This window comes from Mesorhizobium sp. Root695, assembly GCF_001428185.1.
Taxonomy (GTDB): domain Bacteria; phylum Pseudomonadota; class Alphaproteobacteria; order Rhizobiales; family Rhizobiaceae; genus Mesorhizobium.
The window spans coordinates 143,136-162,645 of the sequence record NZ_LMHO01000044.1 but is presented as its reverse complement, the minus strand read 5'-3'; the positions used below and the strand labels follow the sequence as shown (position 1 = coordinate 162,645).

The 19,510-nt window shown below is 62.3% G+C and carries 16 protein-coding genes; 6 read left to right on the top strand and 10 right to left on the bottom strand.

The features are described from left to right. The first annotated feature begins 79 nt into the window (after positions 1-79). On the top strand, positions 80-1,294 hold the full coding sequence (locus ASD99_RS28670; RefSeq protein ID WP_057145697.1) for a DUF2865 domain-containing protein: 1,215 nt from the start codon (positions 80-82) through the stop codon (positions 1,292-1,294). Here ASD99_RS28670 and gltX read toward each other — a convergent pair. The 5 genes from gltX to ASD99_RS28645 all read right to left on the bottom strand — a co-directional run bounded on the left by gltX (position 1,212) and on the right by ASD99_RS28645 (position 8,989). After that, positions 1,212-2,585, bottom strand: a complete 1,374-nt coding sequence (gene gltX, locus ASD99_RS28665) for a glutamate--tRNA ligase (RefSeq protein ID WP_057145695.1) — start codon at positions 2,583-2,585, stop codon at positions 1,212-1,214. The two genes, ASD99_RS28670 and gltX, sit on opposite strands and share 83 nt — an antisense overlap. 108 nt (positions 2,586-2,693) lie before the next feature. After that, entirely contained in the window at positions 2,694-3,875 is a 1,182-nt protein-coding gene (locus tag ASD99_RS28660; protein ID WP_057145694.1) for a hypothetical protein, read from the bottom strand. Between the two features lie 273 nt (positions 3,876-4,148). Next, positions 4,149-5,954: an ABC transporter ATP-binding protein gene (locus ASD99_RS28655; protein ID WP_082583453.1), complete on the bottom strand. Its 1,806-nt coding sequence runs from the start codon at positions 5,952-5,954 to the stop codon at positions 4,149-4,151. A 517-nt stretch (positions 5,955-6,471) separates the two neighbouring features. Continuing rightward, positions 6,472-8,148: an NAD+ synthase gene (locus ASD99_RS28650; protein WP_057145689.1), complete on the bottom strand. Its 1,677-nt coding sequence runs from the start codon at positions 8,146-8,148 to the stop codon at positions 6,472-6,474. Between the two features lie 124 nt (positions 8,149-8,272). Then, positions 8,273-8,989, bottom strand: coding sequence for a DNA-3-methyladenine glycosylase I (locus ASD99_RS28645; RefSeq protein WP_056582219.1), 717 nt, complete (start codon positions 8,987-8,989; stop codon positions 8,273-8,275). Positions 8,990-9,082: 93 nt separating this feature from the next. Between ASD99_RS28645 and ASD99_RS28640 the strand changes: the two genes are divergently transcribed. Together ASD99_RS28640 and ASD99_RS28635 are read left to right on the top strand one after the other, a co-directional pair. Further along, a complete protein-coding gene (locus ASD99_RS28640) occupies positions 9,083-9,646 on the top strand; it encodes a DUF1003 domain-containing protein (RefSeq protein ID WP_056582399.1) in 564 nt (187 codons plus the stop codon). Beyond that, positions 9,643-10,230, top strand: a complete 588-nt coding sequence (locus tag ASD99_RS28635; RefSeq protein WP_056582217.1) for a DedA family protein — start codon at positions 9,643-9,645, stop codon at positions 10,228-10,230. The genes ASD99_RS28640 and ASD99_RS28635 overlap by 4 nt, the downstream gene beginning before the upstream one ends. A gap of 39 nt (positions 10,231-10,269) precedes the next feature. Here the strand turns inward: ASD99_RS28635 and ASD99_RS28630 are convergent, their stop codons facing one another. The 3 genes from ASD99_RS28630 to ASD99_RS28620 form a co-directional block, all read right to left on the bottom strand. After that, positions 10,270-10,857, bottom strand: coding sequence for a hemerythrin domain-containing protein (locus tag ASD99_RS28630; RefSeq protein ID WP_056582215.1), 588 nt, complete (start codon positions 10,855-10,857; stop codon positions 10,270-10,272). Between the two features lie 40 nt (positions 10,858-10,897). Continuing rightward, on the bottom strand, positions 10,898-11,257 hold the full coding sequence (locus tag ASD99_RS28625) for a diacylglycerol kinase (RefSeq protein WP_057145687.1): 360 nt from the start codon (positions 11,255-11,257) through the stop codon (positions 10,898-10,900). Between the two features lie 81 nt (positions 11,258-11,338). Beyond that, positions 11,339-11,755 carry a GFA family protein gene (locus ASD99_RS28620; RefSeq protein ID WP_056582214.1) on the bottom strand — a complete coding sequence of 139 codons (417 nt, stop codon included), beginning with the start codon at positions 11,753-11,755 and terminating at the stop codon, positions 11,339-11,341. Positions 11,756-12,157: 402 nt separating this feature from the next. Between ASD99_RS28620 and ASD99_RS28615 the strand changes: the two genes are divergently transcribed. The 3 genes from ASD99_RS28615 to ASD99_RS28605 all read left to right on the top strand — a co-directional run bounded on the left by ASD99_RS28615 (position 12,158) and on the right by ASD99_RS28605 (position 14,429). Beyond that, on the top strand, positions 12,158-13,228 hold the full coding sequence (locus ASD99_RS28615) for a diguanylate cyclase (RefSeq protein WP_057145686.1): 1,071 nt from the start codon (positions 12,158-12,160) through the stop codon (positions 13,226-13,228). A gap of 99 nt (positions 13,229-13,327) precedes the next feature. Then, entirely contained in the window at positions 13,328-13,702 is a 375-nt protein-coding gene (locus tag ASD99_RS28610; protein WP_082583450.1) for an MbcA/ParS/Xre antitoxin family protein, read from the top strand. Continuing rightward, positions 13,662-14,429, top strand: coding sequence for an RES family NAD+ phosphorylase (locus tag ASD99_RS28605; protein WP_057145682.1), 768 nt, complete (start codon positions 13,662-13,664; stop codon positions 14,427-14,429). The genes ASD99_RS28610 and ASD99_RS28605 overlap by 41 nt, the downstream gene beginning before the upstream one ends. A 70-nt stretch (positions 14,430-14,499) precedes the next feature. On the opposite strand, the gene ASD99_RS28600 is transcribed toward ASD99_RS28605, so the two are convergent. After that, positions 14,500-15,873, bottom strand: a complete 1,374-nt coding sequence (locus tag ASD99_RS28600) for a class II 3-deoxy-7-phosphoheptulonate synthase (RefSeq protein WP_056582206.1) — start codon at positions 15,871-15,873, stop codon at positions 14,500-14,502. A 134-nt stretch (positions 15,874-16,007) separates the two neighbouring features. Beyond that, positions 16,008-19,505, bottom strand: a complete 3,498-nt coding sequence (gene mfd / locus ASD99_RS28595) for a transcription-repair coupling factor (protein ID WP_057145680.1) — start codon at positions 19,503-19,505, stop codon at positions 16,008-16,010. Positions 19,506-19,510: the final 5 nt, after the last annotated feature.

The following is a 19,510-nucleotide window of genomic DNA, read 5'->3' as shown; positions in this document are numbered from 1 at the left end:
GCGGTAAACTACGGTTAACCGCGAACACGGTAGCCTTGCGGGCCAACGGGCGGGATTTGGGCAGGCGGAGTTTGGGCGGATGGCAAGCGGAGGGTGGAAGCAGGCGCATGCTGCCGTGCTGCTTGGCCTCCTGTTATCCGCAACCTGGGGGATAGCCGAGCCACAGGCCGCCTCGCGGGTCTGCCGCCAGTTGGAGGCCGATCTTGCCGCGGCATCGCGCGGTGGCGGTGGCGGCCCGGCAATGATCCGGAAATACGACGCCGCCATATCCAGGCAACGCGAGCAGATCTCAAAAGCCCGCGGCCAGGCCAGCAGTGCCGGCTGCGGCTTTTCGCTGTTTGGCCGCAACGTCAATGAGTGCGCCGGGCTCAACGCCACCATCGATCGCATGAATGCCAACCTCGACGCGCTGCAAAGCAAACGCGAGCGGCTTGCCGGCGGCGGCTTGCGCCGCGACCGCGGACGCATCCTGGCGGCGCTTGACGCCAATGGCTGCCGCGACGACACCGTTGCGCCACAGCGCGCGCCCTTGCAGGAAGCGAACCGCGAAGGCGGCAGCACAAACCTGTTCGACCAGCTTTTCGGCGGAAACAGCCGGCAGCTTGATACGCTCGACAATACACTTGACCAGCCTGACGATCCCGGCGAGGAGCGCAGCGTCCGCCGGGTGCTCAACCGGCCCGGCGTACCGGACTTTCCGAGCGTCGGCGGTGAATTCCACACTTCCTGTGTACGCACTTGCGACGGCTATTTCTTCCCGATGTCGAATTCGGCGTCGACCAGCGATTTCGAACGCGACCAGAAGAATTGCGAATCGAGCTGCCCCGGCACCGAGATGCAGGTTTTCTACTCGCGCGGCATGGATGACGATTCGGCCTCGATGACATCATCGGTCACCGGCCGGCCCTACAGTGAATTGCCGACCGCCTATCTCTACAAGCAGCCCGACATGGCGCGGCCGCCGGCCTGCGGCTGCAACGCCGCGCAGGGCTTCAAGATCATCGCCGGCAACCCGCCGTATCAGGAACAGTCGTTGCCCGAGACGGACGCCGCACCGTTCATTCCGGTTCCGGTTCCCAAGCCGGATCCAGGTGCCGATCCCGAAACCCTGGCCAATCTGGAAGGCGGGCTCGATCGCGAGGCGATCAAGCGGCTTTCCGCCAAGCCCGTGACGTCGCCGGTGTCCGCGCTGCCGCCGGAACAGCGCAAAGTCAGGGTCGTCGGGCCAACGTTCCTTCCCGACCCATCAGCGGCAATAGATCTGCAAGCTCCGGCCCCGAATACAGTCCGGTAAGGGCTGTTCTGAGCGGCATGAACAACGCCTTGCCCTTGCGGCCGGTCGCTTCCCTGATCTTGCCCGTCCAGTCCTTCCAGATCGTCGCGGTCCAGGGTTCCTCCGGCAGCAGGTCGAACGCCTGGCCAAGGAAATCGCGATCATCATCGGAAAATTCCGGCTTCTCCTGCGGCCCTTCGCGCAGGATACGCCACCAGTTGACCGCGTCGGCCAGCCTGTCGAGATTGCCGCGCACCGCCAACCAGAACGGCTCGGCTTGCTCGCCCGAGACGCCGAGCACGATCAACCGGTCCTGTGCCTCGGCAAACGGCATATGATGCAGCAATGTCCGGTTGAGCACGAACAGCTCGTCCGGATCGAACTTGGCCGCGGATTTCGATGTCGCCGCAGGATCGAAGCGCTCGGCGAGTTCACCCATCGTAGGCACCGCCGCGACATTCTCCGAGGTGCCGACCAGCACGGCCAATGAGGCGACGGCCATCGGCTCGATACCGTCCTCGCGCAGGCTTTCGATCGAGAGCGCGCCGGTGCGTTTCGACAGTCCTTCGCCCGAGGACGTGGTCAGGAGATTGTGGTGACCGAACACCGGCGGCTCCGCAGCCAGCGCCCGGAACAGGGCGATCTGCACGCCGGTGTTGGTGACATGGTCGTCGCCGCGGATGACATGGCTGACGCCCATCTCGATGTCGTCGACCACCGAGGGCAGCGTGTAGAGGTAAGTGCCGTCCTCGCGCACAAGAACCGGATCGGAAAGCGAAGCGAGGTCGACGGTTTCCTCGCCGCGCACCAGATCGTTCCAATGGATTTCAGTGCGTTCCGGCTGCAGCGGATCGCCTGAGAAGTTGGGGAGGAGAAAACGCCAGTGCGGCCGGCGGCCATCGGCCTGGTATTCGGCGATCTGCTCGTGCGTCAGCGCCAGCGCCTCGCGGCCATAGACGGGGGGCAGACCACGCGTGCGGCGCACCTTGCGCCTCAGATCGAGTTCCTCCGGCGTTTCATAGCAGGCATAGAGAACGCCAGCCGCCTTCAGCCTCTCGACCGCCGCGTCATAGACCTCGAAACGCCGCGACTGGTACTCGGTGGCGTCGGGAAAAATGCCCAGCCAATGCAGGTCGTAGAGGATGGCGTCGGAAAACTCCTGCTTCGAGCGGGCAATGTCGGTGTCGTCGAAACGCTGGATGAAGCGACCCTTGTTGTTCATGGCAAACAGCCAGTTGAACAGAGCAGTGCGCGCATTGCCGATATGGATGCGGCCGGTTGGCGACGGGGCGAAACGAACGGTAACTGTCATGAGCGGGGCGTACCGGATGCTTTTGTGATTGACAAGACGCGCCCCCGCGCTGCCCGGCAGACATAGAACATGGCGACTGGAATGAAAAGGCCAGGTCGTTGAAGGCGATCAGCGGCCGAAGTCATCGGAACTGAGGCGGGTCCAGCGGTCACCCACCACCCCACCGATAAAGATGTCACCGGAGCGGACCGCTTCCGTCACCTCGGCGTTTCGCGAGCGGACCATCGTCCCCCCGGCATAGCGGAAGAAGAGATTCCTGTAGCCGAAGAGTTGAGGCATGAATCTGCTCTGCGTCTGCCCTGTGATGCCCACGCAGCCCATATCCCATGCAGCCGCGATCAGGCCATCCAGCGTCGTGCGCCAGTGAGGTCCGGATGACTGGATTTGCAACAGGCTCGCGATGTCGCCGGCTTGGCCATAGAAGGCATAACAACCGAGCATTTTGCCAGTTTCGTCGTAAGTTCCGCCGAAACGAAGTGGGCCGTCGGCCCGCTTCTCGGCTGCCAGCGCGAGCAGCCGTGGCAGTTCGCCATCCTTCCAGCTCGGCCGAAGAGAGTAATCGGACAGCAGGGTCGGCAGCCGCTCGGCAAATTGCGCGGCAGTGATCGGCTCACTGTGGACCCGTTGCGACGATGAAGCCTGGACGGGGAGCTCGAACCTCCTTTTCGCAAGAGCATCGAATGCTCTCGCGCAGGGATCGAGCGCCAAGCGAGGCAGGCCGGGCCACTTACGGTGCAGTGTGGCGGCGGCCATCGCGGCTGGTCGGAAAATACAGGTCCATCCCAGACAATGCACCGGCAGGAGCTGATACTTCATCGGGCGCGCGAAGGCCAAAGATGTCCGGTTGGCCGAATCGGTCAGCTGCAGATCGAATTCGCCTTGGTGCAAGGCACGCAGCAATTGCGGTCCGGCCGAGCCGTCATCGGTGCCGGGGTCGGCCATGAGCGGACCGATGATCGCCGCGTTCAATTCCGCTCCGTTGAGCTCGTAGTGGGCTTTCAGGACGCCGAGAAATCCACCCAGACGACCCTGCCGGTTGATCTGGACAAGAGCGTTGCTCACGCCGGACTGGCTGGCGGGGTCAAGATAAATCTCTCTCATATACTCGGCCGTCTCCGCGATCGCGCGATCGAGGAGATGACGCCGCCGCCGGCGAAACTTCGTCAGGAAGAGTGCGGCGACGCTCTCGAGATCTTCGGCCGCGAGCGGCCGAACCGAGCCGTGCTGAGAATCCAGCACCGACGGCGCGGCCACCTTTCCCGGACCGGCATTTGCGGAAACAAGATGCATCGTGAGATCGCCCCTGGGTTGCTTATATCAAATATATATCAACCAAAGGTAGAAACAACGTATCTCGATTGGTATGATGAACAGGCATCTCAAAAACTCAGGATCTGGAAAAGGACCTCACAGGCGGATTGGCTCGGCCGGCATACGTTGAGCGACAGGGACTTCGGACGTCCCAGGTCCGCCGATGTGCTCGCAACAGGTTCGGCTCCGCCCTGCGATCGCGTGGCCTGCGCCACCCCGTGGCCTCCGGCCGAAGCCGGAGGCCACCTCAGCTCAGCTCACCAGACCCTTGGTCAGTTCCAGCGCCTGACGCTCGAACAGGCGACGGTAGATGCCGCCCTTCAGCCGGATGAGTTCGTCATGCGAGCCTTCCTCGACGATCTTGCCGCGATCGAAGACCAGCAGCCTGTCGAGCGCCCGCACCGTTGAAAGCCGGTGCGCGATGACCAGCGTCGTGCGGCCGACCATCAGCCGCTCCATCGCCTGCTGGATCAACACCTCCGACTCCGAATCAAGGCTCGATGTCGCCTCGTCGAGGATCAGGATGCGCGCATCGGCAAGGAACGCGCGCGCGATCGCCACCCGCTGCCGTTCGCCGCCCGACAGTTTCACGCCGCGTTCGCCGACCAGCGTGCCGTAGCCTTTCGGCAGGTTGGTGATGAAGTCGTGCGCGCTCGCCAGCTTCGCGGCATGCTCGATCTCCTCCTGCGTCGCACCCGGCCTGCTATAGGCGATATTCTCAGCCAGCGACCGGTGGAACAGGATCGGTTCCTGCTGGACGATGGCGATCTGCCCGCGCAGCGACGCTTGCGCCACCTGCGAGATGTCCTGGCCGTCGACCAGGATCTTTCCCGCGTTCACGTCATAGAGCCGCTGGATGAGCTTGACGAAGGTTGTCTTGCCCGAACCCGAATGGCCGACGAGCCCGACACGTTCACCCGGCGCGATATCGACCGAAAAGTCGCGATAGAGCGCCGACCGGTGATTGCCGTAGTGAAAGGTGACGTTGTCGAAGCTGATCCGCCCTTCAGTGATCCGGGTCGGCTTGGCGCTGGGCCGGTCCTCGATGCCGAGCGGTTCGGACTGGTAATCGACCAGTTCCTCCATGTCGTTGATCGAGCGCTGCAGATTGCGGATATGCGTGCCGATATCCCTGAGATAGCCCTGCAGCACGAAGAACGAGGTCAACACGAAGGCGACGTCGCCGGCGCTCGCCTGCCCCCAGGACCACAGCATCAGCGCCAGACCGATCACCGCCGCGCGCATGACCAGCAGCAGCGCCCCTTGCGTGGTGCCGTTGATGGTGCCGCGCACCCAGGTGCGCCGCGTACGCGCACGCCATTTGGCAACGACCCTGGCGAGGCGGGACTCTTCGCGCTCCTCGGCGCCGAAGCCCTTGACCACGGCGTTGCAGCTGACCGCATCGGCCAGCGAGCCGCCGAGGCGTGTGTCCCAGGTATTGGCGAGCCTTGCCGCCGGGGCGACATAGCCAAGCGACAACATCGCCGTCACAATGATGAACAGCACCGAACCGGCGGCAACGACGGCGCCCATTAGCGGCCAGAACCAGCCGAGCAACATCGTCGAGCCGACCAGCATGACGACGGACGGCAGCAGCGCGATGAGGATCGTGTCGTTGAGCAGATCGAGCGCCCACATGCCGCGCGTCACCTTGCGCACGGTCGAGCCGGCAAAGCTGTTTGCATGCCAGTCGGTGGAAAAGCGCTGGACGCGATGAAAGGCATCTGCGGCGATGTCCGCCATCATCTTCAGCGTCAGTTCGACGATCGCCATGAAGGCAAGGTTGCGCAAGACGACGCCAGTCAAGGCCAGAGCCATCAGCATCGAAAACGCTGCCATCGCGGCATTCCAGGCAATCGTGTCCGCGCCGGCGCTGCTGGCGACGGCGTCGACCAACCGGCCGGAATAGAGCGGCGTCAAAACGTCGGCCAGCGTCGACAGCAGGAAGCCGCCCATGATCACCGAAAGCCGCCACGGCTGACGCCGCCAGTGGGTGAGCGTGAAGCCAAGAACGCTACGAAAGGCGCTCGCGCGCAAATCGATCTTGAAACGAGCCATGATGTCATTCGGGCGCAAACGAGCCCGATCCCAGTAAGGTCGAAAATTGAAGAAGCCGCGCAAGGGACTAATGAGCGCCTAGAAAGCGGAATGGCATATTTGGCGTCTCGCCGGTAATCGGGCGGCGACCGGCATCGGCGTAAGCCTGCGCTCGATCCGGCATCAGAGCGAAGGGTAGACCCTCGCGGAACGCCGGATAAAACCTAGGCTTCGCGGCCTCGCATTACCATTTGAAATACTGCCATTCGGACCTCCCGCAAATGAATCGCGGAGAAGCCCTTATAGAACGCCCCGATGCATCGCCAAGATCGGCTCACGCCAAAAGCGTCTCTGGTCCAACCACTGCGATTATTTTGCAACAATGGCGGTAAGCCATCGCCGCGTGCCGCTTCATCCGGGATCGCGATCGAACCGCATGTAGCGGCCATCGGTCGATGCGATGTGTGACAGGTCGAAGCTGATTTCACAGTCGGACATGGCTATCTCCGCCCGAGGGGCCGCCGCGCGCTTTCCGTGTCTAGCTGCGATCCCTGAAACGGTTGGTGATGGGATAGCGGCGGTCGCGGCCGAAGTTCTTTTTGGTGATCTTCACACCGGGCGCCGCCTGGCGGCGCTTGTATTCGGCGATGTAAAGCAGGTGCTCGATGCGTGTCACCGTCGCCCGGTCATGGCCGCGCGCGACGATGTCGTCGACGCCCATCTCGTTCTCGACCAGGCATTCGAGGATGTCGTCGAGCACCGGATAGGGTGGCAGCGAATCCTGGTCGGTCTGGTTCTCGCGCAATTCCGCCGACGGCGCCTTGTCGATGATGTTCTTCGGGATCACCTCGCCGGAGGGGCCAAGTGCCCCCGGCGGCACGCGGCTGTTGCGCCAGCGCGACAGCGCGTAGACCTGCATCTTGTAGAGGTCCTTGATCGGATTGAAGCCGCCATTCATGTCGCCATAGAGCGTGGCATAGCCGACCGACATCTCGCTCTTGTTGCCTGTCGTGACGACCATCGAGCCGAATTTGTTGGAGATCGCCATCAGGATGGTGCCGCGCGCGCGGCTCTGCAAATTCTCCTCGGTAATGCCTTCCTTGGTGCCTTCGAACATCTGCGTCAGCGTGTGCAGAAAGCCTTCGACTGGTTCGAAGATCGGCACGATGTCGTAGCGGCAGCCGAGCGCACGGGCGCAGTCCTCGGCATCTTTCAGCGAGTCCTTCGAGGTGTAGCGGTAGGGCATCATCACCGCGCGCAGGCGTTCCTCGCCGAGCGCATCGACGGCAAGGGCCGCACAGATCGCCGAATCGATACCGCCCGAGAGACCAAGCACGACGTTCTTGAAGCCATTCTTGTTGACGTAGTCGCGCAGGCCCAGCATGCAGGCGCGATAGTCGGCCTCCTCCCGGTCCGGGATTTTCGACATCGGCCCTTCCGAGCAGACCCAGCCTTCGCCTTGTCTTTTCCAGGTGGTGACGTCGACTGCTTCCTCGAACTGGCTCATCTGGAAGGCCAGAGTCTTGTCAGAACCAATGGCAAACGAGGCGCCGTCAAAGATCAGTTCGTCCTGACCGCCAAGCTGGTTGGCATAGATCATCGGCAGCCCGCATTCGATGACCTGGCGAATGACGACCTGGTGGCGGACATCGATCTTGGCGCGATAATAGGGCGAGCCGTTCGGCACGAGCAGGATTTCCGCCCCGCTTTCGGCCAGCGTCTCGCAGATGTCGACATCGCCCCAGATGTCCTCACAGATCGGAATCCCGATGCGTACGCCGCGAAAATTGACCGGTCCCTGGATCTCCGGTCCGGCCTGGAAGACGCGCTTCTCGTCGAATTCGCCGTAGTTCGGCAGATCGAGCTTGTAGCGCTCGGCAATGATCTTGCCGCCATCGGCGAAGACGATCGAATTGTGCGTGCCGCTCTTTCGCTTCAGCGGCGTGCCTATGATGACGCCTGGCCCGCCATCGGCGGTATCCCTGGCGAAGTCTTCGGCCGCCTTTTCGCAGGCTTTCAGGAAGGCCGGCTTCAGCACCAGATCTTCCGGCGGATAGCCGGCGAGGAAAAGCTCGGTGTAGAGCACGAGATCGGCGCCCTGACGGGCGGCATCCGCCCTCGCCTCGCGGGCCTTGGCGAGATTGCCTGATATGTCGCCGACAGTCGGATTGAGCTGGGCAACGGCGATGCGCAGGATGTCGAGTTTCTTGGTCATGCCTGCTGACTTAGCGCGGCAAAATTCGCCGGGCAATGGCGTTCGTTTGGACCACTTCCGACCGATCGATTTCGATCGTGTCCGACCGATTGACGTACGTCATTCGTGCCTGGACTGCGGGCGATCAGTCGTCGCCCATATATTCGCGCAAGGCTTGCGGAGAATGGTTGTCACCGATCGACATTGCCAGGATGCGCGAGATATGGCGGCGCGGCAGGCCTGTCTGTGCCACCCACAAGTTGATCTGTGCCTGGATCTTGTCGAGATCCCTCTTGGATGTCGGGCTTTCGGCGATGTCGAGCCCGGCGTTGCGCAATGCTGCCGCCATATCACCCGAGATGACGAAGGCATCCCAGCCCAGCCAGCGCAGAAAATACTGGCCGGTGTTGCCGCCGAGCCGGCTGCCATGCTTGCCGAGATAGGCCATCAGCCCGACCTGATCATCAGCCGGCCAGTTGGCGAGGAATTCGCCGAAGCCGCCATGCTCCTTCGACACGCGCTCGACGAAGGCAGCATTGTCGCGAACGGATTTGATCTTCTGCGGATTGCGCACGATGCGCTGATCGGAAGCCAGATCGTGCCAGAAATCATCGGGCTGGAACAACAGCCGCTTCGGCTCGAAGCGCAGAAACGCCTCTTCAAAGCCCGGCCATTTCTGTTCGATGACGCGCCAGACGAAACCGGCGGCAAAGACGCGCTCGGCCATGACAGACAGGATGCGATTGTCCTCGATCTCAGCCACGGCGGCATTGTCAGGCGCTGGACCCAACAGTGACGTCAGTTCCTCCTCGCCACCCTTGCGTTTTGCGGCACGTGCACGGATTTTTGCGAAATCGGGCATTCTGCTTGCATCCCCACGTCGTGCTTTTGACGAACCGGCATCTTCCTATATGGAAACCAGGCTGCCAAGCCGATGCTTTGTATGGAGCCATCCATGAACAAGACTTTACCCGAACTGGCCAATCGCTGGCTGAGGCGAAACCCGGAGAATTTGAGCGAGCTTGAGAGGCGGGTGCTGCAGAGTACAGTCGACCGCAAGCCCATATCGCAGGACATCAACGACAATCTTGCCGGGCTTCAGGGCGCAGGCGACCGTATCGCCGATGCCATTGCGCGCGTCGGCGGTTCGTGGACGTTCATCCTGTCCTTCATCGCCTTCCTGATCCTCTGGATCGGCGCCAACTGGTGGCTGCTGGGGCGAGATTCGTTCGACCCCTACCCTTTCATCTTCCTCAACCTCGTCCTCTCGATGATCGCCGCCTTGCAGGCGCCGGTGATCATGATGTCGCAGAACCGCCAGGCGGCGCGCGACCGCATCGACGCCGCCCACGACTACGAAGTCAATTTGAAGGCCGAGATCGAGATCATGGCGCTGCACGAAAAGCTGGACGAGTTGCGCCACAGCCAGATCATCGGCATGCGCGACGAGATCGCGCAGATAGCCGAACAGCTGAGGCGGATCGACGAACGGCTCACCCCCCAGACCCAACCCTCATGACGCAGGCCATCCATCATTTCATCGAACAGTATGGACTGCTTGCCGTCTTCATCGGCTGCCTCGCGGAGGGTGAAAGTGCCGCCATCCTCGGTGGCTTCTTCGCGCACCAGCAGGTCTTCGTCTTGTGGCACGCCTTCCTCGCGGCTGGCCTCGGCGCCTTCGTCGGCGACACATTCTTCTTCATCCTTGGACGAAGCTTTGCCGACCATCGCTATGTCGTCAGATTGCGCAAGCGCCCCGGCTTTCGCCGCGCCTTTCGCCTCCTCAACACCCACCCCAACATTTTTGTCCTGTCGAACCGCTATGTCTATGGCATGCGCCTCGTCGGCGGCATCGCGGCCGGACTTTCCAATATCCCTGCGTCGCGCTTCGTCGTCCTCAACGCCATCTCATCAGCGATCTGGGCGGTACTGTTCGGCACGATCGGTTATGTCTTTGGACTGGGGGCCGAGCACTTCATCGGCCAGGCGTTGATGCGCCACGAGCGGCTGCTGGTCGGGCTTGGCATCGGCCTGACGGTGGCGATCCTTGCCTGGTTCGTCGCACGTCACATCGCCAAGAAGGAGCGCGCCAAAGAGAGCTGATCTGGGCTTTGAGATTCAGGGCAGGCCGTCAGGCACGTCCTAGTCGATGCCGAGCGCCACATCACCCCGATCGAGGATCAGCGGTATGATCAGGTCCTCCTCGTCGGCAAGATGCCGGGTCAGCATGGCGATCAGCCGGCTGTTTTCGTCGGCATAGGCGTCGGCGGCGAAGCGCTGTTTGTCCTCGCTCTCCTGAAGCGACTTGATGAAGGCATTGGCCGCTTCGGCATTGCGCTCCAGCCCTTCGTGGATGATGTGGTGGTCCGCATCGAGGATCTCGAAGCCCCGCTTCAGCCGCGTCTCGGCCTTGGCGAAGACCGGAAAATAGTGACGGTCCTCGACGCTGTGGTGACCGTCGAGATTACCGAGAAAATGATTGAGGCGTGGGGTAAACCAGCGTGCGAAGTCGGGCGCCGTCAGCCTGCCCTCGCGATAGTCGCCAATGCCCTTGGTCAGCATGCCGCCAAGTTCGCGGAACATGTCGTGCCGCTGCAGCCACATATTGGCGATGCCATGGATGTTGGCATGGTCCTGCCAGTTTTCACGCGGGTATTTGTCGATGAGCCAGCGCAGATCGTCTGGCAGGCCGCCTCGCTCAAGAAGCAGAAAGTTCGAGGCTTCAGACATAACGGTTTCCTTTAGATACCGTCATATAGGAGCCGGGATGCTAGATCGGTAGTCCCGTGATCCGCTCGATGATGGCTATGCCCCAGACGCCGGCGACGATGAGCACCGAAATCAGCACCGCCAGCGAACCGCAGTCCTTGGCCAGCTGGATGTCGACATTGAACTCGCGGCTGAAAGCGTCGCACGCCGCCTCGATGCCAGTGTTCAGCACTTCGACCATGATCAAGAGCAGCACCGCGCCGATCAGCAAGCCATAGCCGCGCCACGAGATCGAAACGAACCAGCCGAGCGGCAAGGCAAGCGCCAGCAGCATCAGCTCCTGCTGGAAAGCCTTCTCGCTCACGGCCAGCTTGCGAAACGCCCGCACCGAATTGAAATAAGCGTCGATCAGCCGCTGCATGCCAAACCTCTTTCCGAATCACCGGCACGGGATAATGCAATGGCTGGCCAGATCAATGGAATAAGGCGACTTGTCCAAGATTCATTCCGCGACCGGTATGGAGGGCGTCGACTTTTCAAACTGCGGCAGCCCGTCGTCGATCGAATAATAGTCGCCCTTGTCACCGACAAAGATATGGCATTCTCCTTCGAGGCTTGTTGGCCTGTCGAACGATCCCGCCATGACTGAAATGTAGTCCTGGGCTCGCGGCTTCCAGAACAGCACCGACCCGCATGTCTTGCAAAACCCGCGCCTGGCGAAGGCTGACGCTTCGAACCAGGTGATGCTCTCTGTGCCTTCGATCACGATATCGGCGTCGGCAACATTGGTCGCGGCATAGAAATGTCCACTCTGCTTGCGGCATTGCGAGCAATGACAATAAATGACACCGCGCAGCGCTCCGCGCGTCCTGAAGCGAACCGCTCCGCACAGACACGCTCCCGTGTGATTGTCGCTCATCTCGACCCCTTCTTGAAGAAAAATTGCCCGGCATTCAGGATTCCAACTTTGCGGCACCCACACGCAAGCAAATGCGACATGTATTGGCGCGGCAAATCCGAAATTCAGTTTCATTTTCAAGAGCGCAATGCGCGGATTTCGGATTCAAGGCGCCCAAACTGGCGTCGGCATGGATTGTTGTGCGCGGATTGAAGCTTCTACACCCGCAGGTAGAGAAAACGTGTCCGTTTCTTACAAATTAAGGAAACTTTAGCGCAGGCGCATGTATGGTCACGACAAGCGAAGGTCGTGGGTGGGGACGCATCCTTCGCAAATTGCTCTGAAGTGCCTGTCGCATTCCCCAGGTCGGCGACACAGGGAACCCGCGAATTCCGCGGCGGAATCCGAGGGGAAGAATCAAAAATGCAGCCGGCACCTGTCCCGACCGAACGAAGCACCGACATCGCAGCCACTGCTGTTGCCACGATGCGCCAGCTGGGCGTGCTTGGCCTGCCGCGCAACTACGAGATTTTCTACGAGGCCCTGAGCGGAACCAATCGCGAACTCAGCCTCGCCGTCGTTTCGCTGAGCAGCCGGCCGACACAAGATGAACTGGATCGGATCGGACGCACTTTCTTTGCCCACAACCATGGTCCCGGCATCGTCGAGCATGCCAGAGACGTCATTGCCAGGGAGCTCGAGGAAGTCGCTTCGCTGTTGAGGAGCGAGCGCAGCCACATCGAGAAATACGGCAGGATCCTCGATGAGACATCGAGCGGCCTCGGCGGCCGCAGCCTTCTCTCCCAGGATCTTTTGCAGAAGATCGCCAACGCCATGGCGATTGCCACCAATTCGACGATCGACCACGGCCGGCAGGTGGCCTCGACGCTCAGCGACAAGACGGCCGAACTCGAGACCGTCAAGTCGAAGCTCGAGGAGTACAAGCGGCTGGCCGACACCGATCCCTTGACCCACATCTGGAATCGCCGCGCCTTCGACAAGGAAATCACCAGGATCTACAACAGCAATAGGGGTATCCTGTTCAACGCCTTGATCCTTGCCGACATCGATCGCTTCAAGGACATCAACGACCGCTATGGCCACCCGGTCGGCGACAAGATCATCCAGATCATCGCCGACATCTTCCAGACCAGCATTCGTGGCGACATGTTCGTCGCCCGCACCGGCGGCGAGGAGTTCGCGCTGATCATCGAGGGTGCCAGCGAGGACGCCACCTATGAGATCGCCGAGCGCATTCGCGCCCTGATCGAGCAGACGCCGTTCACCAGCAGCCAGACCGGCACGAATTACGGCACCGTCACCGTCTCGATGGGTATCTGCATGGCATCCGAGGCGGAGGGGCCCGAAGATCTCTATACCAAGGCCGACCGGGCGCTCTATCGCTCGAAGGTCAGCGGCCGCAACCGCGTCACCAAGCACTCGACGATGGCTGGCCGGGCCGGCAAGAGCTGGCTGCTCTACAAGAAGGACTGAGCTTTCCCGCCGGTCGCTTCTCCGGATTGTTTTGCATCCGCCCCTTTCCATATGAATTTTTGTGGCCTATATTTTCCACAGAAATAGGAAGGCATCGCGATGCAACCTCAAACCGCCGCCAAGCCAGCCGAGAATGCAGTCCTGACCAAGGCAACGCTGCGCGCGGCCGATCTGCTGGACATCACCGCCAGGATGCTGGCTTCGGTGATCGGTGTTTCGGAGGCCACGGTTTCGCGCATGCGCAAGCAGGAATTCCTGCTTGAGCGTGGCACCAAGCCGTTCGAGCTCGCCGTGTTGTTCGTCAGGCTGTTCCGCTCGCTCGACGCCATTGTCGGCGGCGACGCGGCTGTCGCCCGGGCATGGCTGAAGAACGCCAACACCGCTTTCGATGCCGCTCCGCTTGAAAAAATCCTCACCATCACCGGGCTTGTCGATGTCATCGCCTATCTGGACTCCCGACGCGCTCTCGTCTGAAGCCTTCGGCATCGACGGCAAATACTGGCGCATGGTGGAGGCGCAGCACCATGTCTCGACGCTGAAAATCGTCGACACGCTCGACGAGCAGGCGGTGCTGGAAGACCTGATCGAGGAAACCAAGCCGCAGATTCCCCTCGAATGCCGCCATCTCCACTATCTCCTGGCGACGCCCTTCCGCTACGGCTCGGTCTATCCGCACGGTTCGCGTTTCCGCCGCGCCGGCAGGACCAAGGGCGTCTACTATGCGGCCGAAACCATGATGACGGCGGTGGCCGAAATGGCCTTCTACCGGCTGCTGTTCTTTGCCGAATCGTCGAAAACACCTTGGCCGAGCGATGCCGCCGAATACACCGTCTTTGCCGCCGCGATCAAATGCGCCAAGGCGATCGATCTCACCCGACCGCCGCTTGATCGCGACGCCGCGGCATGGACGCATCCGACCGACTATGCTGCTTGCCAGGCCATTGCCGATACGGCCCGCGAGGCCGGGCTGGAGGCGATCCGCTACCGCTCGGCGCGTGACCCCAAATGCGCCAACATGGCGCTGCTGACCTGCCGTGGCTTTGCCAAGGCCAAGCCGATCGAGCCGCGGACCTGGCGCATCCGGCTCGGCGCGTTCGGCGTGCAGGCGATTTGCGAATTTCCGGAAAAACGGATCGAATTTTCCAGAACCGCCTTTGCCGATCCCCGTCTCGCTGGCCTGCGCTGGGAACGCGGGCACTGAACCAGCCAAAAGAAAGGCGCCGGATTTCTCCAGCGCCATTCTCAGTCAGCCGTTCAGGCCGAAATTAGGTTTAACCGTTGACGGCTTGCTTGTGTTGCACCGGGTGGCTCTTCTTCAAGAGATCCGACACCAGGAACGCCAGTTCGATCGCCTGGTCGGCATTGAGGCGGGGATCGCAATGGGTGTGGTAGCGATCCTGCAACTCCTCGGCGGTGATGGCGCGCGCGCCACCGGTGCATTCGGTGACGTTCTTGCCGGTCATCTCGACATGGATGCCGCCCGGATGCGTGCCTTCGGCGCGGTGCACCTCGAAGAAGGTCTGCACCTCCTTCAGGATGCGATCGAACGGCCGCGTCTTGTAGCCGGCGGCCTCGATCGTGTTGCCGTGCATCGGGTCCGACGACCACACGACACTGCGGCCTTCCTTTTGCACAGCGCGCACCAGCTTCGGCAGGTGGTCGGCGACCTTGTCGGAGCCGAAGCGCGCGATCAGCGTCAGCCGGCCGGGCTCGTTTTCGGGGTTGAGCAGGTCGATCAATTCCAGCAAGCCGTCCGGCGTCAGCGACGGGCCGCATTTCAAGCCGAGCGGGTTCTTGATGCCGCGACAATATTCGACATGCGCATGGTCGGGCTGGCGGGTTCGATCACCGATCCAGATCATGTGGCCTGAGGTGGCGTACCAGTCGCCGGAGGTCGAATCGACGCGGGTCAGCGCCTCCTCGTAACCGAGCAGCAGCGCCTCGTGGCTGGTGTAGAAATCGGTCTCGCGCAACGCGTAGTTGGTCTCCGAGGTGATGCCGACGGCCTTCATGAAGCCCATCGTCTCGGTGATGCGGTTGGCGAGCGACTCATATTTTTCGCCCTGCGGGCTGTCGGACACGAAGCCGAGCATCCAGCGGTGCACATTCTCAAGGCTGGCATAGCCGCCTTGCGCGAAGGCGCGCAGAAGGTTGAGCGTCGCCGCGGACTGGCGGTACGCCATCTCCTGGCGAGCAGGATCTGGAATGCGCGACTTGGCGTCGAACTCGATGCCGTTGATGATGTCGCCGCGATAGCTGGGCAGCGTCACCCCGCCCTTGGTCTCGTTGTCGGACGAGCGCGGCTTGGCGAACTGGCCGGCAACGCGGCCGACCTTCACCACCGGCTGCGCGCCGGCGAAGGTGAGCACCACCGACATCTGCAGGAAGACGCGGAAGAAGTCGCGGATGTTGTCCGCGCCATGCTCGGCAAAGCTTTCGGCGCAATCGCCGCCCTGGAGAAGGAATGCGTCACCGGCAGCGACAGCCGCGAGCTGCTTCTTCAGCTTGCGCGCCTCACCTGCAAAAACAAGCGGCGGAAAGGTTGCGAGCTGAGCTTCCGTGTTCTTCAGCGCGGCAAGGTCCGGATAGGCAGGAACCTGCTTGATCGGCATTGCTCTCCACGAATTCGGCGACCATTTCGTCATCGCTGCACCCAACGCTCTTTCCAGCGGCCTATACTCCGCCATTCCCGCCCCGTATGGGGATCGCGGCTCCATACACGAAGCCGATTTCCTATTCTAGACGGGAATTCAAGCGCTGGCGAATTCGCCGACTGCGCTTATGCCGCCTTCTCCACCAGCCGCGCCAGCTGGGTCATGACGATCGCGGAGCCCGCCAGCCGCTTCTCGGCCGTCGGCCAGTCGCGCACGAACACGACGCTGTGGTCCGGCCGGATTTTGGCCAGCGAGCCCTGCTCGCCGATGAACCGGACCAGCCCGACCGGATTGGAGAATTCGCGCTTGCGGAAGTGGATGACGACGCCCTTCGGCCCGGCGTCGAGCTTCTCGACATTGGCCTTGCGGCAGAGCGCCTTGATGAAGACAATCTTCAACAGATGCTTGACCTCCTCCGGCAGCGGGCCGAAGCGGTCGATCAGCTCGGCGCCGAAAGCATCGATTTCCTCGGTGTTTTCGAGATCGCCTAGACGGCGATAAAGCGCCAGCCTGAGCTGCAGGTCCGGCACATAGCCCTCCGGGATCATCACCGCCGTGCCGACGGCGATCTGCGGCGACCAGCCGCCATCCTGCACTTCGCCGGAATCCTTCACCTCGGCGACAGCCTCTTCCAGCATCTGCTGGTAGAGTTCGAAACCGACCTCCTTGATGTGGCCGGACTGCTCTTCGCCGAGAAGATTGCCGGCGCCTCTGATATCGAGGTCGTGGCTGGCCAGCTGGAAGCCGGCGCCCAGCGTGTCGAGCGACTGCAGCACCTTCAGCCGGCGCTCGGCGGTGTCGGTGAGCTTGCGGTTCGCCGGCAGCGTGAACAGCGCATAGGCGCGCACCTTCGAGCGGCCAACGCGGCCGCGCAACTGGTAGAGCTGTGACAGGCCGAACATGTCGGCGCGATGGATGATCAGCGTGTTGGCGGTCGGGATATCGAGGCCGGATTCGACGATGGTCGTTGACAGCAGCACATCGTACTGGCCGTCGTAGAAGGCATTCATGATGTCGTCGAGTTCGCCCGGCGGCATCTGGCCATGGGCCACCGCCACCTTCAGCTCAGGTACGGATTCTCTCAGGAAATCATGGATTTCCGCCAGATCGCTGATGCGAGGAACGACGTAGAAGGAATGCCCGCCACGATAGCGTTCTCGCAGCAGAGTCTCGCGGATGACCAAGGGATCGAAGGGCGATATGAAGGTACGCACCGCCATGCGGTCTACCGGCGGCGTGGCGATCAGCGACAGTTCGCGCACGCCGGTCAACGCCAGTTGCAGTGTACGCGGGATCGGCGTCGCCGACAGCGTCAGTACGTGCACATCGGTTTTCAGGTCCTTCAGCCGCTCCTTGTGCTTGACGCCAAAATGCTGCTCCTCGTCGATGATCAGCAGGCCGAGGTTCTTGAACGAGATCGCGGAACCGAGCAGCGCATGGGTGCCGACGACGATATCGACCTGCCCTTCGGCGATGCCTTTCTTGGTTTCGGCCAGTTCCTTGGCGCCGACCAGCCGCGAGGCCTGGGCGACGCGGATCGGCAGGCCGGAAAAGCGCTGCGAAAAGGTCTTGAAATGCTGGCGCGACAGCAGCGTCGTCGGCACCACAACCGCCACCTGAAATCCTTCCATTGCCGCGATGAAGGCGGCCCGCAGCGCCACCTCGGTCTTGCCGAAGCCGACATCGCCACAGATCAGCCGGTCCATCGGCTTGCCGGCCGCAAGATCGTCCCGCACCGAGTCGATCGCCGTCTGCTGGTCGTCGGTCTCTTCATAGGGGAAGCGCGCGGAGAACTCGCCATAGAGGCCGTCGGCCGGTACCAGTGCCGGTGCAGCACGCATCTGCCGCTCGGCGGCGATGCGGATCAACTGTCCAGCCATGTCGAGCAGGCGTTTCTTCAGCCGCGCCTTGCGCGACTGCCAGGCGCCGCCGCCAAGCTTGTCCAGCGTCGCCTCGGCCGTGTCAGAACCGTAGCGCGACAGAAGCTCGATGTTTTCCACCGGCAGGAACAGCCGGTCGTCACCGGCATAATGGATTTCCAGGCAGTCATGCGGCGCCCCGACCGCTTCGATCGTGCGCAGGCCGATAAAGCGGCCAATGCCGTGGTCGGCGTGGACGACAATGTCGCCGGCCGACAGCGCCGAAGCCTCGGCAATGAAATCCGAGGGACGCTTCTTGCGTTTCGAGCGTCGGATCAGCCGGTCGCCGAGAATGTCCTGCTCGGCGACGACGATCAGTCTTTCGGTCTCGAAGCCGGATTCGAGCGGCAGCACGGCCAGGGCCGCCTGACCTGGCTCGAGCTTTTCGGCTTCTGCCAGCGTTGCAACCTGCTTGAGGTTGCCGAGATGGTGTTCGGCAAGGATCTGGCCAAGCCGGTCGAGCGAGCCTTCGGTCCAGCCGGCAACGACAATGCGGCGGCGCGCCGCGCGCTCGTCGGCGATATGTTTGACGACAACATCGAACACATTGATGCTGGGGTCGGCGCGTTCCTCGACGAAGCTGCGGCCATAGCGCGAACCGGCGTGGTAGACTTTTTTCGCGCCGGCGTCGGGCGCGTCGAACGGCGTGAAATCGATCGCTTCGCGCGGCCCGAGCGAGGCGATCAGGTTTTCCGGCGAAAGATAGAGCAGGTCCGGCGGCACCGGCTTGTAGGGTACCGCGTCCTTCAAGGCGCCATCGGCCTGCTTCCTGCGTGCCTCGTAGTGGTCGAGGATCAGCGTGTGACGCTCGGCCAGCGCCTCATGCGCCAGATGGTCGAAGATGACAGGTGTATCCGGCAGATAGTCGAACACCGTCTCCAGCCGCTCGTAGAAGAACGGCAGCCAGTGCTCCATGCCGGCGAAGCGCCTACCCTCGCTGACCGCTGCATAGAGCCCGTCGTCGCGCTGCGGGGCGCCAAAGGCCTCGATATAGGAGCGGCGGAAGCGGCTGATGGTTTCCGGCGTCAGCGCCACTTCGCTCATCGCCTGCAGCGCCATCGACTTGCGCTGGCCGGTGGTGCGCTGGGTGGCGGCATCGAAGACGCGGATCGATTCCAGCGTGTCGCCGAAGAAATCGAGCCTGAGCGCCTCGGTCCAGCCGGGCGCGAACAGGTCGAGAATGCCGCCACGGACGGCGAACTCGCCAACACCGCGAACGGTTGGTACGCGCTCGAAACCGGACGTTTCCAGCCGCGACACCAGCGCGTTCATATCGATCTGGTTGCCTGGTTTGGCGTGGAACGTCTGTGCCTCGACCAGCTCTGCCGGCGGAATGCGCTGCAGCAGCGCATTGGCGGTGGTGAGGATGACGGCACGGTGCGGTTTCTTCGCCAGCGCGATCATGGCCGTCAGCGCATCAAGGCGCTTGGCGGCGGCGTCCGAACCGGGCGAGACGCGGTCGTAGGGCAAGCAATCCCAGGCCGGCAATTCCAGCACCGGCAGACCGGGCGCTACGAAGGCCAGCGCCTCGATGATCGCCGGCAGCCGCTGGCCGTCGCGTGCGACGAACAGAACCGGCTTGTCGGGCGCGATTTCGAGTGCCGCCTGCACCAGCGCAAAGGCCTCGTAGCCGTCGGCGACGCCGTCAACGATGAACTGGCCGGCACGGCCTTTCGGCAGGCCGATGATGGGAATGAGGCTCATGAAAT

Excerpts from the sequence above, each read along its gene's own strand:
- ASD99_RS28660 (WP_057145694.1), bottom strand. The coding sequence starts at position 3,875 with ATGCATCTTGTTTCCGCAAATGCCGGTCCGGGAAAGGTGGCCGCGCCG.
- ASD99_RS28605 (WP_057145682.1), top strand. The coding sequence starts at position 13,662 with ATGTCATCGCCTATCTGGACTCCCGACGCGCTCTCGTCTGAAGCCTTC.
- ASD99_RS28645 (WP_056582219.1), bottom strand. The coding sequence starts at position 8,989 with ATGCCCGATTTCGCAAAAATCCGTGCACGTGCCGCAAAACGCAAGGGT.
- ASD99_RS28615 (WP_057145686.1), top strand. The coding sequence starts at position 12,158 with ATGCAGCCGGCACCTGTCCCGACCGAACGAAGCACCGACATCGCAGCC.
- ASD99_RS28650 (WP_057145689.1), bottom strand. The coding sequence starts at position 8,148 with ATGACCAAGAAACTCGACATCCTGCGCATCGCCGTTGCCCAGCTCAAT.
- ASD99_RS28600 (WP_056582206.1), bottom strand. The coding sequence starts at position 15,873 with ATGACGAAATGGTCGCCGAATTCGTGGAGAGCAATGCCGATCAAGCAG.
- ASD99_RS28670 (WP_057145697.1), top strand. The coding sequence starts at position 80 with ATGGCAAGCGGAGGGTGGAAGCAGGCGCATGCTGCCGTGCTGCTTGGC.
- ASD99_RS28630 (WP_056582215.1), bottom strand. The coding sequence starts at position 10,857 with ATGTCTGAAGCCTCGAACTTTCTGCTTCTTGAGCGAGGCGGCCTGCCA.
- ASD99_RS28640 (WP_056582399.1), top strand. The coding sequence starts at position 9,083 with ATGAACAAGACTTTACCCGAACTGGCCAATCGCTGGCTGAGGCGAAAC.
- ASD99_RS28635 (WP_056582217.1), top strand. The coding sequence starts at position 9,643 with ATGACGCAGGCCATCCATCATTTCATCGAACAGTATGGACTGCTTGCC.
- ASD99_RS28625 (WP_057145687.1), bottom strand. The coding sequence starts at position 11,257 with ATGCAGCGGCTGATCGACGCTTATTTCAATTCGGTGCGGGCGTTTCGC.
- ASD99_RS28610 (WP_082583450.1), top strand. The coding sequence starts at position 13,328 with ATGCAACCTCAAACCGCCGCCAAGCCAGCCGAGAATGCAGTCCTGACC.
- ASD99_RS28655 (WP_082583453.1), bottom strand. The coding sequence starts at position 5,954 with ATGGCTCGTTTCAAGATCGATTTGCGCGCGAGCGCCTTTCGTAGCGTT.
- gltX (WP_057145695.1), bottom strand. The coding sequence starts at position 2,585 with ATGACAGTTACCGTTCGTTTCGCCCCGTCGCCAACCGGCCGCATCCAT.
- mfd (WP_057145680.1), bottom strand. The coding sequence starts at position 19,505 with ATGAGCCTCATTCCCATCATCGGCCTGCCGAAAGGCCGTGCCGGCCAG.
- ASD99_RS28620 (WP_056582214.1), bottom strand. The coding sequence starts at position 11,755 with ATGAGCGACAATCACACGGGAGCGTGTCTGTGCGGAGCGGTTCGCTTC.